Raw genomic sequence first — 15,455 nt, 5'->3', positions numbered from 1 at the left:
GATCGAGTTCGGCGGCCTCAGCGAGGCCTTTTCCAGCATTTCCGGCCGCCGCCCGCAATGTGGCGCTGAGCTCCGTCAAGGGCACGGTCGGCCATATGGATGCGGCTGCCGGTGTCTGCGGCCTGATCAAGACGGCGCTGGCGCTGAAGAATGCCAAGCTCCCGGGCATGCCGAACTACCGTTCGCCGAACCCGCGCATCGACCTAGCCAACAGCCCCTTCTACATCCTCAACGAAATGGCCGACTGGCCGGCCTCCGATACGCCGCGCCGCGCCGGTGTCAGCGCCTTCGGCGTCGGCGGCACCAATATTCACGTCGTGCTCCAGGAAGCGCCTGCCGTTGCCGAAGCGGCGGCGGCCCAGGGGCCGTTCATCGTGCCGCTCTCGGCTCGCACGCCTGAGGCGCTTGCCGCGATGCGCGGCAATCTGCGTGCCCATCTCGAAAGCAAGCCGGATGTGACGCTTGCCGATGCCGCCCACACGCTGCAGACCGGCCGCCGCACCTTCGCCCACAGAAGCGCCTTCGCCGCCATGAACCGCGACGACGCGATCGAGCGGCTGAAGTCCGAGCGCTACACGTCGATCACCGCCGAGGACACAGCGCCGCCGATCGCCTTCATGTTCCCGGGGCAGGGCGCGCAATATGTCGGCATGGGCGCCGCCCTCTACAGCCGCGAGCCGGAATTCACCCGCTGGATCGACCGCGGCGCCGAACTGCTGAAGATGACGCTGAATGCGGATCTGCGCGAATATATCTGCCATTCCGGCGCCGTGACGCAGACGATGATGGACGAGCAGCGCGAGACGCAGATCGCCCAGCCCTGCCTCTATCTCGTCGAGCATGCGCTGGCCCGTCTCTGGATGAGCCGTGGCGTGCGTCCCTTCGCGATGATCGGCCACAGCGTCGGCGAATTCGTTGCCGCCACGCTCGCCAATGTCATCTCCTTCGAAGACGGTCTTCGCCTCGTCGCCACCCGTGGCCGCCTGATGCAGAACCAGCCGCATGGGGCGATGGTATCGGTGCGTTCCGATATCGAGACGGTCTCGGCGCATCTGCGCGAGGGCGTCGAGATCGCCGCCGTCAACGCGCCGAAGCTCTGCGTCATCTCCGGCACCTTCGCTGCCGTCGATGCCGCCTGCGCCTCGCTCGACAGCGCCGGTATCGCCTATAGCCGCCTGCATACGTCGCACGCCTTCCACTCGGCGATGATGGATGCGGCAGCCGATGCGCTGCGCGACGAGACCGCCCGCGTCACCTACGGCACGGCGACCCTGCCTTACATCTCCTGCGTCACGGGCGACTGGCAGACCGGCGAGCGGGGCACGTCGCCGGATTACTGGGCACGCCATTGCCGCGAAACCGTGCGCTTCGCCGCCGGTCTCGAAACGCTCTGCCGCGGCGTCAAGCCGGTGCTGATGGAGATCGGCCCCGGCCGGGCGCTCTCGACCTTCGCCTCGCAGACGCTCGCCAAGGAAAATGTCGCGACGATCATCCAGTCGCTGCCCGAGCATGACCGCGCCGATGCGGCGCCGGAGACGCTCGGCGATGCCGTCGGCAAGCTCTGGATGGCCGGCTGCAACATCGACTGGTCGGCCTGGTCGCGCGGCGGCAGCAAGGTTCATCTGCCGACCTATCCCTTCCAGCGCAAGCGCCACTGGATCGACGCGCCGCCTTCGGCACGCCGCGCCGCGGCAGGCGCTGCTTCACAACCCGTTTCCGTACCCGTGGCAACCCCCGCCACCAGCATTCAAGAGCAACCTACCGGTGAGAGTAAACCAATGACCGTTGCATCCGTTGTCGATCGTGTTCCTGTCATCGAAGCTTCCCTGCTTCGGATTCTGAGCGACATTTCGGGCGAGTCGCTCAGTGCCAGCGATAGTTCCGCAACCTTCCTCGAACTCGGCTTCGATTCCCTTCTGATCGGCCAATTCGCCCAGAAGGTGGAGCGCGAATACAAGGTCAAGATCTCCTTCCGCGAGCTCTTGAGCAACATCCCCTCGATCGCCGATCTCGCCCGCCATCTCGACCGCGAGATGCCGGCCGACAAGGCTCCGGCTGCTGCCGCGCCTGTTGCAGCTCAAGCCGCTGCTGCCGCTCCGGTCCAGGTGGTGTCGCAGCCGGTCATGCCGGTTGCCGCACCGCGCATCAATCCGCTGCCGGCGGCTTCCGGTACGGGCCTCGAAGCTCTGATGCAGTCGCAGCTGCAGGTCATGCAGTCGCTGTTTGCTCAGCAGATGGCGCTGATGCAGGGTGGCGTCGCCGAAGCCGCGCTGATGCCGGCGCAGGTCGTCGTGCCTGCCGCTCCTGCACCGCAGCCGGTCACTGAAGCCGCGCCCGAAGCGACTGCCGCTGTTGCAGCACCCACTGCGCCGGAAGGCGAGGGTGGTGGCGATGCTCCGCAGGCCTCGCGCCGCATGAAGCTCTACAAGCCGGGCACCAAGAGCACGGTTTCCGAGCTGTCGCCGGAAAAACGCCAGTTCATCTCGGATCTTATTGCCGCCTATGAAACCAAGACGCGCCGGTCGAAGTCCTCGACCGCCCGCTATCGCCGCCGCCTTGCCGATCCGCGCACGGCCTCCGGCTTCCGCCCGGAATGGAAGGAAATGATCTTCCCGCTGGTCTGCGACCGCTCGAAGGGCTCGCGCCTCTGGGATATCGACGGCAACGAGTATATCGACCTGGTCAACGGCTTCGGCCAGACGGCTTTCGGCCATGCGCCTGATTTCGTCGTCCGCGCCGTCAAGGATCAGGCCGATGACGGCTTTGCCATCGGCCCGCAGACGCCGCTTGCCGGCGAAGTCGCCGACGCGATCGCGACGCTGACCGGCCACGAGCGTGTCACCTTCTGCAATACCGGCTCGGAAGCGGTCATGGCGGCGATGCGCCTGGCGCGCGCCGTTACCGGCCGCGACAAGATCGTGGTGTTCTCCAACGACTATCACGGCCAGTTCGACGAAGTGCTGGTCAAGGGCCGCAACCGCGCCGACAATCCCTCGGCTATCCCGATCGCTTCGGGTATCCCGGCTGCCTCTGTCTCGAACATGGTGGTGCTGCGCTACGGTGCCCCTGAAAGCCTCGACTATATCCGCGGCCATGCCGACGATATCGCCGCCGTCATCATCGAGCCGGTGCAAAGCCGCCATCCGGAACTGCGCCCGGTCGAGTTCGTCCGTTCGCTGCGCCAGATCGCCACCGATGCCGAATTCGCGCTGGTCTTCGACGAAGTCGTCACCGGCTTCCGCGTCGATCCGGGCGGCATGCAGGCGATCTGGGGCATCAAGGGCGACATGGCCACCTACGGCAAGGTCATCGGCGGCGGCATGCCGATCGGTGTCCTGACCGGCAATGCCCGCTTCATGGACGCCCTCGACGGCGGCCACTGGAATTATGGCGATGACTCTGTGCCGATGACGGCACCGACCTTCTTCGCCGGCACCTTCGTCCGCCATCCTCTGGTTCTTGCCGCCATGCGCGCGGTCATCGACCATATCAAGGGCGATGGTGCCATTCTTTATGATTGGGTCGCGGAACGCACCCAGGCGCTGATTGCAGAAATGAATGCCGATCTCGCCAAGCGCGGCATCAGCATGACGATCCACGGCTACAAGAGCTGGTTCATCACCGATTTCGGCGGTGAAGACCCGCTCGGCGCGCTCGTCTATCCGCATATGCGCCTGAACGGCATCCACATTCAGGAAGGTTATCCCTGCTTCCTGACGACGGCGCATGTCGAGGAAGATTTCAACGCCATCGCGGCTGCCTTCCGCAAGGCGCTCGATGCCCTGCAAGGCGTCGGTATCCTCGCTCCGGCGGAACGCAAGACCAATGGTGTCTCCAACCCTTTCAAGTCTGAGGACAAGCCGCGGCTGCACTCGGCGCCGCTGACCGAGGCACAGAAGGAAGTCTGGCTCGCCGCCCAGGCCGGTGACGAAGCATCCTGCGCCTTCAACGAATCCTTCCTGCTGCGGCTGGAAGGTGATTTCGACCATGCTGTCTTCCAGCAGGCCGTCGACCGTGTCGCGGCACGCCACGATGCGCTGTCCATCAAGTTCTCGCGCACCGGCGAAAACGTCGAGTTCATCCCGGACTTCCGCCTCGAAGTGCCGCTGATCGACATGTCCGGCGACAGCGATCCGGAAGCCCGCCTGCAGGAAATCCTCGACGGCGAGGCGCGCACGCCCTTCGATCTCGTCGAGGGCTATCTCGCCCGCGCCGCGATCATCAAGCTCGCTGCCGACCAGCATGTCTTCGTCTTCACCGGTCACCACATCATCTGTGACGGCTGGTCGCTGAACATCTTCGTCAACGAACTCTCGACCGTCTATTCGGCGATCAAGGAAGGCAAGGAGGCGGAGCTGCCGCCGGCCATGTCCTTCGCGACCTATGCGACGCAATATGCACCGAACTCGGAGACCGATCCGGCGACCGAAGCCTTCTGGCTCGATCAGTTCAAGACCATTCCCGAACTGCCCGAGCTGCCGCTCGACCGCCAGCGCCAGGAGCCGCGCACCTTTGCGGGCGGCACCTGCACCGGCTTCATTTCGAGCAAGCACTACAAGTCGCTGAAGAAGGCCGGTGCGAAGTCGGGAGCAACGCTGTTCTCGACGCTGCTCGCCGCCCTGCAGGTGATGGTCGCACGGCTCTCCGGCCAGCAGGACATCGTCATCGCCATCCCGTCTGCCGGCCAGACGCTCGCCGGTGACGAGGTGCTCTTCGGCCACTGCGTCAACCTACTGCCGCTGCGCCAGACCGTCGATGCGCATGAGAGCTTCCTGACGCATCTGAAGGCGACACAGCAGCTGGTGTTCAAGGCCTTCGAAAACCAGGCCTATACCTACGGCACGCTGGTCAGGAAGCTGGGCGTCAAGCGCGACGCCCGCCGCCTGCCGCTGACGGAAATCCAGTTCAACCTGGAGCGTGTTGCCGGTGACGAAAGCTTCGGCGATCTGAAGGCGCAGATGGCGCCGAATGCCAAGGCCTTCTCCAACTTCGACCTGTTCTTCAACATGATCGAAGGCCGCGACAGCGTCCGTATCGACGTCGACTACAATGCCGATGTCTTCGACCGCGAAACGGTCGAGCGCTGGATCAGCCACTTCGACACGATGGTCAGCGCCCTTGCCGACGATCTGACAATGGCGATCGAACAGGTGCCGATGCTTTCGGCCGAAGAACGCTCGTGGCTGATCGGCGATCTCAACGATACGGCTTCCAGCTACGACCAGGAAGAACTCGCCGTCTCGCTTTTCGCCAAGCGTGCTGCTGAGCATCCTGATGCAACCGCCGTCCAGTACGGCGCCGAGACGATCAGCTACGGAGATCTTGAGGCCCGCTCGAACGCCCTGGCGCTCGAGATCCAGATGGCGGTGCCGCAGCCCGGCCAGCGCATCGCGCTGCTCTGCGACCGCTCGATCGCCATGGTCGTCGCCCTGCTGGCGATCATGAAATCCGGCCATGCCTATGTGCCCATGGATCCCGGCCATCCGGTCGAGCGCCTCAGCCAGACCATCGATGCCGCCCGTATCGGCGCGATGATTGCCGATAGCGACGAGATGGCAGCCCTTGCCGCCGGCGTTCCGGTCATTCGCCTCGACAAGACTCGGGATGCTGCTTCGCTGACGGAGGCGGTCCTAAAAAACTTGCCTGAGGCCAGTGCGGCCGCCTACGTCATCTTCACATCGGGTTCGACCGGCGTGCCAAAAGGTGTCGAGGTTCCGCACCGGGCCCTGACCAACTTCCTCCTGTCGATGCAGCGCGAGCCGAAGTTCACGGCTGATGACAGCATCGTTGCGGTCACCACGATCTCCTTCGATATCGCCGCACTCGAGCTCTACCTGCCGCTGATCTCCGGCGGCAAGGTGATCATCGCCGACCACCAGACGGTGCAGGATGGCTTCGCGCTGGTCGATCTCGTCAACAAGAGCGGGACAACCGTCCTGCAGGCAACGCCGACCCTCTGGCAGATGCTGGTCGAGGCCGGGCTGAAGAACCAGCCTTCGCTGAAGATGCTCTGCGGCGGCGAGCCGATGCCGAAGGACCTGGCCCGGACGCTGCTGACGATCGGCGGCGAGCTCTGGAACATGTACGGCCCGACCGAAACCACCATCTGGTCCTCGGTCGAACAGGTCACCGATGCCGGCAAGCCGATCACCATCGGCCACCCGATCGCCAATACCCAGCTCTATATCCTCGATGAGACCAACCAGATCGCCCCGATCGGCGTGACCGGCGAACTCTGCATCGGTGGCGACGGCCTGGCGAACGGCTACTTCGACCGGCTCGATCTCACCGAGAAGGCCTTCGTCCCCGTCGCCTTCGATCAGGGCAAGCCGCACCGCCTCTACAGGACGGGCGATGTCGGCAAGCGGCTGGTGGATGGTTCGCTGCAGCTGCTCGGCCGCCGCGACCAGCAGATCAAGCTCAGAGGCTTCCGCATCGAACTCGGCGACATCGAATCCGTCGTCGCCCAGGTGCCGGGGATCGCGCAATGCGCCGTGGTTCTTGCCGAGAACGAGAAGGGCGACAAGTCGCTGGTCGCTTATGTCGTCCCGGCCGCCGGGGCAGGCGAGCCGTCGTCCGCCGAACTCGCCGCCCATGCCAAGGCCAAGCTGCCGGGCTACATGGTTCCCGCCTTCTGGGTACCTGAAACCCAGCTGCCGCAGACCGCAAACGGCAAGCTCGACCGCAAGACGCTGAAGCTGCGCGGCCTGCCGAAGCGCGAAACGCAGATCATCACCGTCAAGCCGCGGACCGACATGGAGGCCAAGCTGCTCGCCATCTGGCAGGAAGTGCTGAACCTCCCCGACGTCGGCGTCGAGGACAATCTCTACGCACTCGGCACCGACTCGCTCGCCATCTTCCGCATCGCTGCCCGCATGCTGGACGCCGGCCTGCCGCTCGAAGCCAAGCACCTGCTGCGCCATCCGTCGATCGCCGAACTTGCGGCCTTCGCCGAGGAGCAGAACACGATGAGCCAGACAGCGGCTCAGTATCACGTTCCGTCGCTGAAGGACTTCCGTAACGGCGCTCGCCGCAACGGGCTGGGGAGAGCATCATGAGCGTATTCGAAAAGACACCGTCACAGCCAGAAGACGACCAGGAGATCATCGGCGAGTTTCCCTGCACGCAGACACAGTTGCGCTGCTGGATCCTGAACCAGCTCAATCCCGGCAATCCCGGCCTGAACGTGGCGGTTCGCTGGGAGATCCGCGGAAACTTCAAGGCGGCAACGCTGGAAGCGGCCTTCCGCAAGATCATCCAGCGCCATGAGGTGCTGCGCACCAGGATCATCGAGAAGGACGGCCGTCCCTATCAGCAGGTGGTCAAGAGCGTCGACTTCAAGATGCCGGTCATCGACCTGCGCAACATGACGCCGGAGACCCGCAAGAGCCGCGTGCCATCGATCGGCGAGGAAACGGCGCGGGTGCCCTTCGATCTTGGCAAGGCCGGTCTGTTCCGCGTCACGCTGCTGATGATGGAAAACGATGTCGGCGTGCTCTTGATCACGGCGCATCAGAGCTGTTTCGATGGCTGGTCGATCCGTGTGCTCGGCCGCGAGCTCGGCGAGATCGCTGCCGCCATCGATGCCGGGCGGTCGCCCGACGTACCGGAACTGGCGCTTCAATATGGCGACTACGCGCTCTGGCAGGCCGAGTATCTGGAAAGCTACGGTTTCGAGACTGAGAGCACCTTCTGGCGCGAGAAGCTGACCGATGTGCCCTATTTCGAAGTGCAGCCGGACCGCCCGCGCGGTCCGGTCAAGACCACCAATGCCGACCTGATCTCGATCCTGCAGCCGATGGATTTCGGCGACAGGATCGATGCCGCCGCCCGTAAGGCGCGCGTCTCGCTCTACAGCTATGGTGCGGCCGTCATCAGCGCCATGCTGCACCGGCTGACCGGCGACAAGTGCGTGCTGTTCGGCTCGAATGTCGCGGGACGCGAGGATACCGATCTCGAAAACCTGATCGGCGTCTTCATCAACACGCTGGTGCTGAAATACGACATCGGCGGCGATCCGACCTTTACCGAGCATGTGCATGCGGCAAACGAGATGCTGGAAGGCGTTCTCGCCCATCAGCGCATGCCGTTCAACGAGCTGGTCGGGATGATCAATCCGCCGCGCGATCCGTCGCGCAATCCGCTGATCTCGGTCAATTTCAACCTGTCGAAGGCCTTCCTCGAAGACCGCCGTTATGGCGAGTTCGAACTGATCAGCGCGCCGTCGCAGTCGCCTGGCGTGATCTACGACCTGAGCTTCATGATGGTCGGCCGCCCGAGCGGCTGGCGCATGTCGATCGAGTACAATACCGACCTGTTCGACCGTGCGACGATCGAGACCTTCCTGCGCTACTGGAAGGAGACCTACGACGCCGTGCTTGCCGATCCGGAGGTTCACCTCTCGGCATTGACGGTGCCGCTGCGCGCCGGCTCGCCGGCGGAGGCCCGCCGTCTCGATCCTGGCAGTGTCGAGGGCGTGCTGCGTTCGCATCCGGCTGTCGGCGAAGCCGCGGTCATATCGGCGGGTGGCGAGACCGGCTCGGTTGCCTTCGTCGTGCCGTCGCCGACCTGCGACGAGGCGCTCGACCAGCTGCCTGCGCTGTTGATGCGCCATCTCGAAGCGCAGGTTCCGGCGGCGAAATTGCCGAAGGAAATCAGCGTCCTGATGCGGCTTCCGAAGACGGCTGACGGTTCGGTCGATCGCTCCGCGCTCCGCCTGCCGGCGAAGGCGCCTGCGGCACCTGTCGCTGCGGCAAAGCCTAAGAACACAGCTTCGTTGAAAGCCGATCCCGAGAAGATGGCGGCGGTTGCGGCGATCTGGAAGCAGGTGCTGAACGTGCCCTCCGTCGAGCCCGGCAGCGATTTCTTCGCGCTCGGTGGCCACTCGCTGCTGGCGCTGCGCATGCTCTCGGCGGTTCGTGAGAAATTCGAGGAGAAGCCCAATCTCGAGCTGCTCTTCCGCGAACCGACGCTGGAGCGCTTCACGGGCGCGGTGTTCGGCGTCTCCCAGGCGGCGCCCGCCAAGGCGGAACCGGTGGAAGCACCGGTCGTGATCTCCGGCAATCCCTGGGAACTGATGACATGCAAGCAGGGGAGCGGGGCCTCCGCGGTCTATACGCTGAACCACCCGTTCCTTTACTACAAGCTCGCTGGGGCGCTTCCCGAGAACACGCCCGTTTATAACGTCAACATGTTCAACGCGCGTCTCGACGATGCGCTTGCCGGGAAGTCCTTCGAGGAGATCGCCGCCCTGGCGATCGAGGCGATGGAAATCCCGCCGCAGGTGACCTCGGTTGCGATCGTCGGCCTCTGCGTCAATGGCATCCTCGCCTTCGAGATCGCCCGACAGCTGCGCGAGGCGGGCAAGGAGGTGCAGTTCACCGCGATGATCGACGCCTGGGCGCCGGGTTATTTCCGGGCGCAGCCGAAGCTGACGCAGAAGCGCTGGAACATGGAGCGGCGCGTCAAGCGGTCGATCTACTTCACGCAGAAGGTGCTCGGCGGCCGCATGCGGCTGATCGACTACTTGAAGGAGTTCAACCTGACGCTTGGCCTCCTGCGCTTCTTCGGCGTCCGCAAGGGCGAGTATTCGCCCGAGGAAGTCGCCAACGAAGCCGTAACCGGCCTGCTGGTCCGCGCCTCGCGGCAATACAAGCCGGCGCAGACGCAGGATCCGTCGATCGTCTTCCTGCGCAGCGAGGCGCATCACCCACGCGCCGCCAAGCTGCGCTTCGGCTGGGGGGATGCGGTCGCCAAGGATACGGCGGTCGTCAGCCTCAGCGGCTGGCATGAAGACTCGCTCGGCAGCGACGGCATCCGCGAGCTCGCCTCGGCGATCTCGAAGAAACTGGAATCCCAGAGCGCACAATGAACCGCAACCCGGTGATACGGAGCGACGACATGGAACAAGACAGACCGCTGAGGATCGGCGTTCTGGCCGGAACCAAGGATGCGCTGGAAAACTGGCAGCTGGCCATCCTCGACCGGATCAAGGCCGACAAGCGCTTCGTGCTGGAAACGGTCATCGTCCATGACCGTCCGGAGGGCGAGGCGCGGGCCTCCAGGCTGTTCCGGCTGCAATGGCAGATCGAGAACCGCCTGCTTGCCCGCCAGCCGAAATATCTGCCCGGTACCTTTCAGCCGCAGGACCAGCGCTTCGACGTGATGCACGCGATGGCCGACGAGGCAGCGCGGGGCAATTATGTATCGAGACTGGCGTCGGAGCTCGGCCTCGACCTGATCGTGCGGATGACGCCCGCCAGCCTGCCGGCATCGGTGGCGAACCTTCTGCCGCTCGGTGTCTGGTCGTTCAATTTCCTGGACGAGTGCTCGGCCGATGGCAGCTGGTTCGGCTACCGCGATCTGCTGACCAAGGCGCCGGCGACCGAGCTGGTGCTTTCGGCCGATCGAGGCGCTGCCGGCAAGGTGACGATCGCCGCCTGCAGCTTCAACATCAAGATTTCAGCCGCCCGCAACACCGCCTTCATCAAGGAGCGGGCGGTGACGCTGCTGCTGCGCGAGCTGCGCAAGGCGGCGGCGGGCGAGCTTTCGACAGTGCCCGGCCGCCTGCGCAATCCGGCGCCGCCGCCGAGGCTCTCCACCGTCATGCGCTATGGCGCGGCACTCGGCCTGCATCTCTTCGAGCGTGCCGCAGCGGCCGCCGGGCGGCGCATGCATCTGCGCGCTGCCGTCTGGACGCTCTATACCGGTCACGGCAAGATCGACGACTTCGATCCGTCGCAATCGATCGAGGTGCCGCCGACCAAGGACGACATCAAGGCCGATCCCTTCCTCTTCGAGCACGAGGGCAATTGCTACCTGTTCTACGAGTCCTATTCGACCGGAGGGCACAAGGCACATATCTCCGTCGGCCGCTTCGAGGACGACCGGCTGGTGCCTGTTGGTATCGCGCTGAATTGCGAGCATCATCTCTCCTATCCCTATGTCTTCCGGGATGGCGACGACATCTTCATGATGCCGGAGACGCATGCGACCAAGCGTGTCGAAATCTGGCGCTGCGTCGAGTTTCCGCTGAAATGGGAGCTTTACTCGACGGCGCTGGAAGGACGATCCGCCGCCGACAACATGCTCGTCCGGCATGGCGGCAAGTGGTGGCTGTTCAGCAATCTCTCCGACTATCACGCCTATGAGGATCACTGCAGCGAGCTTTATATCTACGAGGTCGACGGCCCCGATCTGAAGGGGCTGAAGCCGCACCGGCACAATCCCGTCGTGCTCGGCAGTGTCGCGGCGCGCAATGGCGGACGGATGTTCGAGCGCGACGGTCATCTCTACCGGCCCTCGCAGCGCAATACCAACGGCATCTACGGCTATGGTCTCAACATCATGGAGATCGACGAGCTGAGCCCGGAGGCCTATCGCGAGCGCTGCGTGCGCGTCATCACGCCCGATTTCAAGACCGGGCTGCATGGCTGCCATCATTTCGATGAGGCTGGTGGGCGCTACATACTGGATGCGCGGCTGACGGCGTAGGGCCAATCGCCCTTCAGTTCCATACCGGCCTGCAAATGGCGCTTTTCCACGCTTCCGGTGCTCACGTACCTTTAGTACGCTGCGCTCCGGGTCGTGGAAAAACCACGATTTTCGGCACGGCCTGAACCGAATGCCGATTGGCCCCAGAGCTCGTCGAGGCTGCGCCAGCGCAGCTCCGGCGAGCCGCCGTTAGCGAGAACCGCAAGCGCAGCAGCAAAGCCTGCCGCCGGCGCCAGGTTGAAGAGCTTCCAGTTTTCCGGACCTGAGGGATCTGAGGCCAGCCGCTTGAGGAGAGGAGCGGGTTCCGTTCCGATCGAGACGTCGAAGGATTGCAGCGGCAGGGAGAGCCCTTCACCATGCGCCTTGACGAAAGCCTCCTTGCGCGTCCAGCAGCGGAAGAAGCCTTCGAGATATTCGGCTTGCGGGAGGACCGAGAGGTCGCGGCGTTCGGCATCAGAGAAGAAATAGCCGGCGACATCTTCCTTCAGCGGCGCCACCTGTTCGATATCCGCCCCGATCGTATAGCGGTCCGAAACCGCCAGCAGCGCCAGCCCGGCGCTGTGACTGAGGTTGAACTGAAGGTCCGTGGCATGGACATCGTCGAACGACGGCTTGCCGTAGCCGTTATAGGTGAAGCGGACATGGCCCGGGGCGACGTCAAGATAGCTTGCGAGGATTTCCCGCAGACGGCCGCGGCCGGCAATGTAGCGGTTGCGGTCGGCATCGAAGACGAAGCTGGCGGCTCGCGTCCGCTCGTCTTCGCCGAGATGCGGTTCAAGGCTTCGCAGCTGATGCAGCGGCGGCTCGATATCGAACAGCCAGAGGTCGATGATACCGTCGCTGCCGCCCGCGTCAGGTCGCATAGGCGAGCTGTCCGCCGGCCGGGCGCTGCTGCACCATGCGCTTGGCAAGATGCGCCATCAGCATCAGCGGATAGTTTTCGCCGAGGCTGATGCGGCAGGTGCGCCGCAGGATATCCAGCGACTGGGTGCAGGTGTCGCCGCCGTAATCGACGGCCTTGTCGGCCCAGTTATAAGGGTTCATGGCCGGGTGGGCGGTGCGCTTCTGCAGGATCGGCTGCCAGTTGGTGAAGACGTGGCGGCTGGAGTCGTAGAGGCGGTAGACGCCGCGCTTGTGCTCGGCGGCAAAGCGCTTGGCATCGTCCTCGGTGTCGAAGATTACATGCAGGCCGGCGGCGGCGCCGATGTCATTATGCGGGCCGACGCGCATCACGTCGCTATGCGAGAGGATCTCGGCCATCACGTCGTAGCGGCGGCGCATCTTGGCGATCATCGGGTCGAGCTTGCTCAGCTGGACGTTCAGCATCGCGCCCTGGATCTGGTTGGCCTTGAAGTTGACGCCGAGGATCGGCGGTTCCTTGATGAATTCGAGGTGGCCGCGGAAGAGCGCGCCGATATCGTGGAACATGCGGGCGCGGGCAAAGAGCGTGTGGTCGCCGGTCGCCAGCGCCCCGCCTTCGCCGATGTTGATGTTCTTGAACTGGTTGAAACTATAGGCCGAGGCATGGCCGAAGGAGCCGGTGCGCTTGCCCTTGTAGGTGAGGCCAACGGCCTGGCAGGCATCCTCGATGACGATGAGGCTATGCTCCTTGGCGATGCGCATGATGGCATCCATGTCGCAGACCATGTTCGACATGTGGACCGGGATGATCGCCTTGGTGCGCGGGGTGATCTTGCGCAGGATATCGGCCGGATCCATCGTCAGCGTGTGGTCGATATCGACGAGCACGGGAACGGCGCCGGCGGCGAGCGGTGCGGCTGCCGTGGCGATCCAGGTATAGGCGGGAACCAGAACTTCGTCGCCCGGGCCGATGCCGGCGGCGGCGACGGCCGAGATCAGCGCTGCCGTGCCGTTGCACATGGTCAGCGCATGGGCGACGCCGAATTTCTCGCAGAAATCCGTTTCGAAGCGCTTCAGAGGCCCTCCAGTGTCATCGCTGTAGCGGGCAAGCTTTCCGGACAGCATTACCGGCGCAAGCGCCAGCCATTCACGAACTCCGACACGGGCCATTGGTCAAGTCTCCTGCGCTCCCAATCCGCGGCGCTCCTGCCGCGCGACGTCGAACCTTAAAACGGAGCGTCGGGCCGTTCAGCATATCCTTCCGGCTTAGGTGAGGGCGGTGTGGGGTGGCGGACTATCCGAAGTCGGTAGGCGATCTAATCGGCTGGACCTCATTGGACGATTTAGCCGCGTCTGCAGTCTTGCTATCAAGGAAGGCAAGATATTGAAGGGGAAAAGGCTTTGAGCATTCTCGACCTCAGATCCATGCCTGTCCACACGCTGCTGCAGGCGGATGTCGCAATCATCGGCGCCGGCCCTGCGGGACTGACCATCGCGCGCGAATTGTCGCGCAAGGCCGATGTCCTCGTGCTCGACAGCGGCGGCCTTTCCTACGAGCCGGGACCGCAGGTTCTGAACGCGGTCGAGAATACCGGCGAGCCTTCCGGCGAGCGGCGGGCACCTGAGGGACGCGGCTACAATGGCAGCCTTTCCTGGCTGAACGACATCCCGGCCTTCGAGCTGCGCAACCGCATGCTCGGCGGCAGCACACATACGTGGGTCGGCAAATGCGCGGCTTTCGACGAGATGGATTTCGCGCTCAGGCCCTGGCTCAGGCTCTCCGGCTGGCCGTTCGAGCGCAGCGAGCTGCTGCCGCATCTCGACCGTGCCGCCGAGCTCCTCAATCTCGGCCCGAACGTCTATGACGCCGGGCTGCATGCGCTGCTGAGGACCGTGCCCGAGAAGCTCAATTTCGACGACCGGACGCTGCGCTATTTCTTCTGGCAGTTCAGCCATGAGCGGCAGAAGCGCGGCGAGCCGATGCGCTTTGCCAATGTGGCGCGCAGCCTGGCGCTATCAGGGACGAAATTCCTCACCAATGCCAATGTGACGGAGATCCGCGCCGAGCAGCGCGGACATCATTCGCTCTCGGTTGCCAGCCCCGAGGGCAATATGGCGACGGTCAGGACGAAGATGGTGGTGCTCTGCTGCGGCGGCGTCGAGAATGCCCGGCTGCTGCTCGCCTCCAACTCGATGTCCTCAGCCGGTCTCGGCAATGCGCGCGGTACGGTCGGGCGCTATCTCGCCGATCATCCGCGCACGACGCTGATGCGATTCCGCAAGAGCAGCGATATCGATGCCGTCGCCCGGCACTTCAATTTCTACGGTCTGAAGCATGACGGAGCGCCGCATTTCTATCTGCGCGGCTTGTCGCTCAGCCCGATGATCCAGGCGCGCGAGGGGCTTACCAATTGCGCCGCCTATCCTGTGCAGATCCATGCGGCCGACGATCCCTGGGCGGCGCTGAAGCGTCTGGCGAAGGGCGGGGGCAAGAGAGCGATCAGCGATCTCATGACGGTGCTCGGTTCACCGGGCATGCTGACCTCCGGTGCCTATCAGCGCCTCGTCAAGCTGCGTGGCCTGCCGCATCGCTCGGCGGAGCTGCGCTTCGACGTGATGGCCGAGCAGCAATTGGATCCGGAGAGCCGGGTGACGCTGTCGGAGAAGCTCGACCGCTTCGGCAAGCCGATCGCCCGCGTCAACTGGAAGATCGGCGAGACGGAGATCGAAAGCATCGCAAGGCTGGCACAGACGATGTCGGCCGAGTTCCGCCGCCTCGGTCTGCCGGAGCCGGAGCTCGCAGACTGGATCGCCGCCGGCGACCCGTCGGCTGCTGCCTTCATGGACATGGCGCACCCCTCCTGCACGACGCGCATGGGCAGCGATGCCGCGACCAGTGTCGTCGATGGCAATTCGATGGTTCATGGGGTCGAGGGGGTCTATGTGGCCGGAAGCTCGGTGTTTCCGACGGCCGGGCATGCGAACCCGACGCTGATGCTGGTGGCGCTGTCGATGCGGCTTGCCGACCACCTGCAGGAGCGTCTCGCCGAAGAGCGGCGTCCGCTGCCGGGCTCGCAGCCCTCGCGGCAGGTGAGCTAAAA

6 protein-coding genes are annotated in these 15,455 nt (G+C 64.4%); 4 read left to right on the top strand and 2 right to left on the bottom strand.

Annotation, left to right across the window (positions count from 1 at the left end; genetic code table 11):
• Positions 1 to 59: 59 nt before the first annotated feature.
• Genes ABIE40_RS14285 through ABIE40_RS14275 form a run of 3 tightly spaced genes read left to right on the top strand, consistent with a single transcriptional unit; the run spans position 60 to position 11,493 of the window.
• Positions 60 to 7,058: a non-ribosomal peptide synthetase gene (locus tag ABIE40_RS14285; RefSeq protein WP_354541035.1), complete on the top strand. Its 6,999-nt coding sequence runs from the start codon at positions 60 to 62 to the stop codon at positions 7,056 to 7,058.
• Positions 7,055 to 9,871, top strand: a complete 2,817-nt coding sequence (locus ABIE40_RS14280; protein WP_199627541.1) for a condensation domain-containing protein — start codon at positions 7,055 to 7,057, stop codon at positions 9,869 to 9,871. The genes ABIE40_RS14285 and ABIE40_RS14280 overlap by 4 nt, the downstream gene beginning before the upstream one ends.
• Before the next feature lie 29 nt (positions 9,872 to 9,900).
• On the top strand, positions 9,901 to 11,493 hold the full coding sequence (locus ABIE40_RS14275; protein WP_199627539.1) for a glucosamine inositolphosphorylceramide transferase family protein: 1,593 nt from the start codon (positions 9,901 to 9,903) through the stop codon (positions 11,491 to 11,493).
• 71 nt (positions 11,494 to 11,564) lie between these two features.
• On the opposite strand, the gene ABIE40_RS14270 is transcribed toward ABIE40_RS14275, so the two are convergent.
• Together ABIE40_RS14270 and ABIE40_RS14265 are read right to left on the bottom strand one after the other, a co-directional pair.
• On the bottom strand, positions 11,565 to 12,356 hold the full coding sequence (locus tag ABIE40_RS14270; protein ID WP_199627537.1) for a 4'-phosphopantetheinyl transferase family protein: 792 nt from the start codon (positions 12,354 to 12,356) through the stop codon (positions 11,565 to 11,567).
• The gene (locus tag ABIE40_RS14265; RefSeq protein WP_199627529.1) at positions 12,346 to 13,524 is read right to left on the bottom strand and encodes a DegT/DnrJ/EryC1/StrS family aminotransferase; all 1,179 of its coding nucleotides are present in this window, start codon (positions 13,522 to 13,524) and stop codon (positions 12,346 to 12,348) included. Before ABIE40_RS14265 ends, ABIE40_RS14270 begins: the two co-directional genes overlap by 11 nt.
• Before the next feature lie 231 nt (positions 13,525 to 13,755).
• On the opposite strand from ABIE40_RS14265, the gene ABIE40_RS14260 reads away from it, so the two are divergent.
• A complete protein-coding gene (locus ABIE40_RS14260; protein ID WP_199627521.1) occupies positions 13,756 to 15,453 on the top strand; it encodes an FAD-dependent oxidoreductase in 1,698 nt (565 codons plus the stop codon).
• Positions 15,454 to 15,455 lie beyond the last annotated feature (2 nt).

Source organism: Rhizobium sp. OAE497 (genome assembly GCF_040546565.1).
In the GTDB taxonomy this organism is placed as follows: Bacteria; Pseudomonadota; Alphaproteobacteria; order Rhizobiales; family Rhizobiaceae; genus Rhizobium.
The sequence above is the reverse complement of the archived record's forward strand: the minus strand, read 5'-3'. Positions and strand labels throughout refer to the sequence as shown.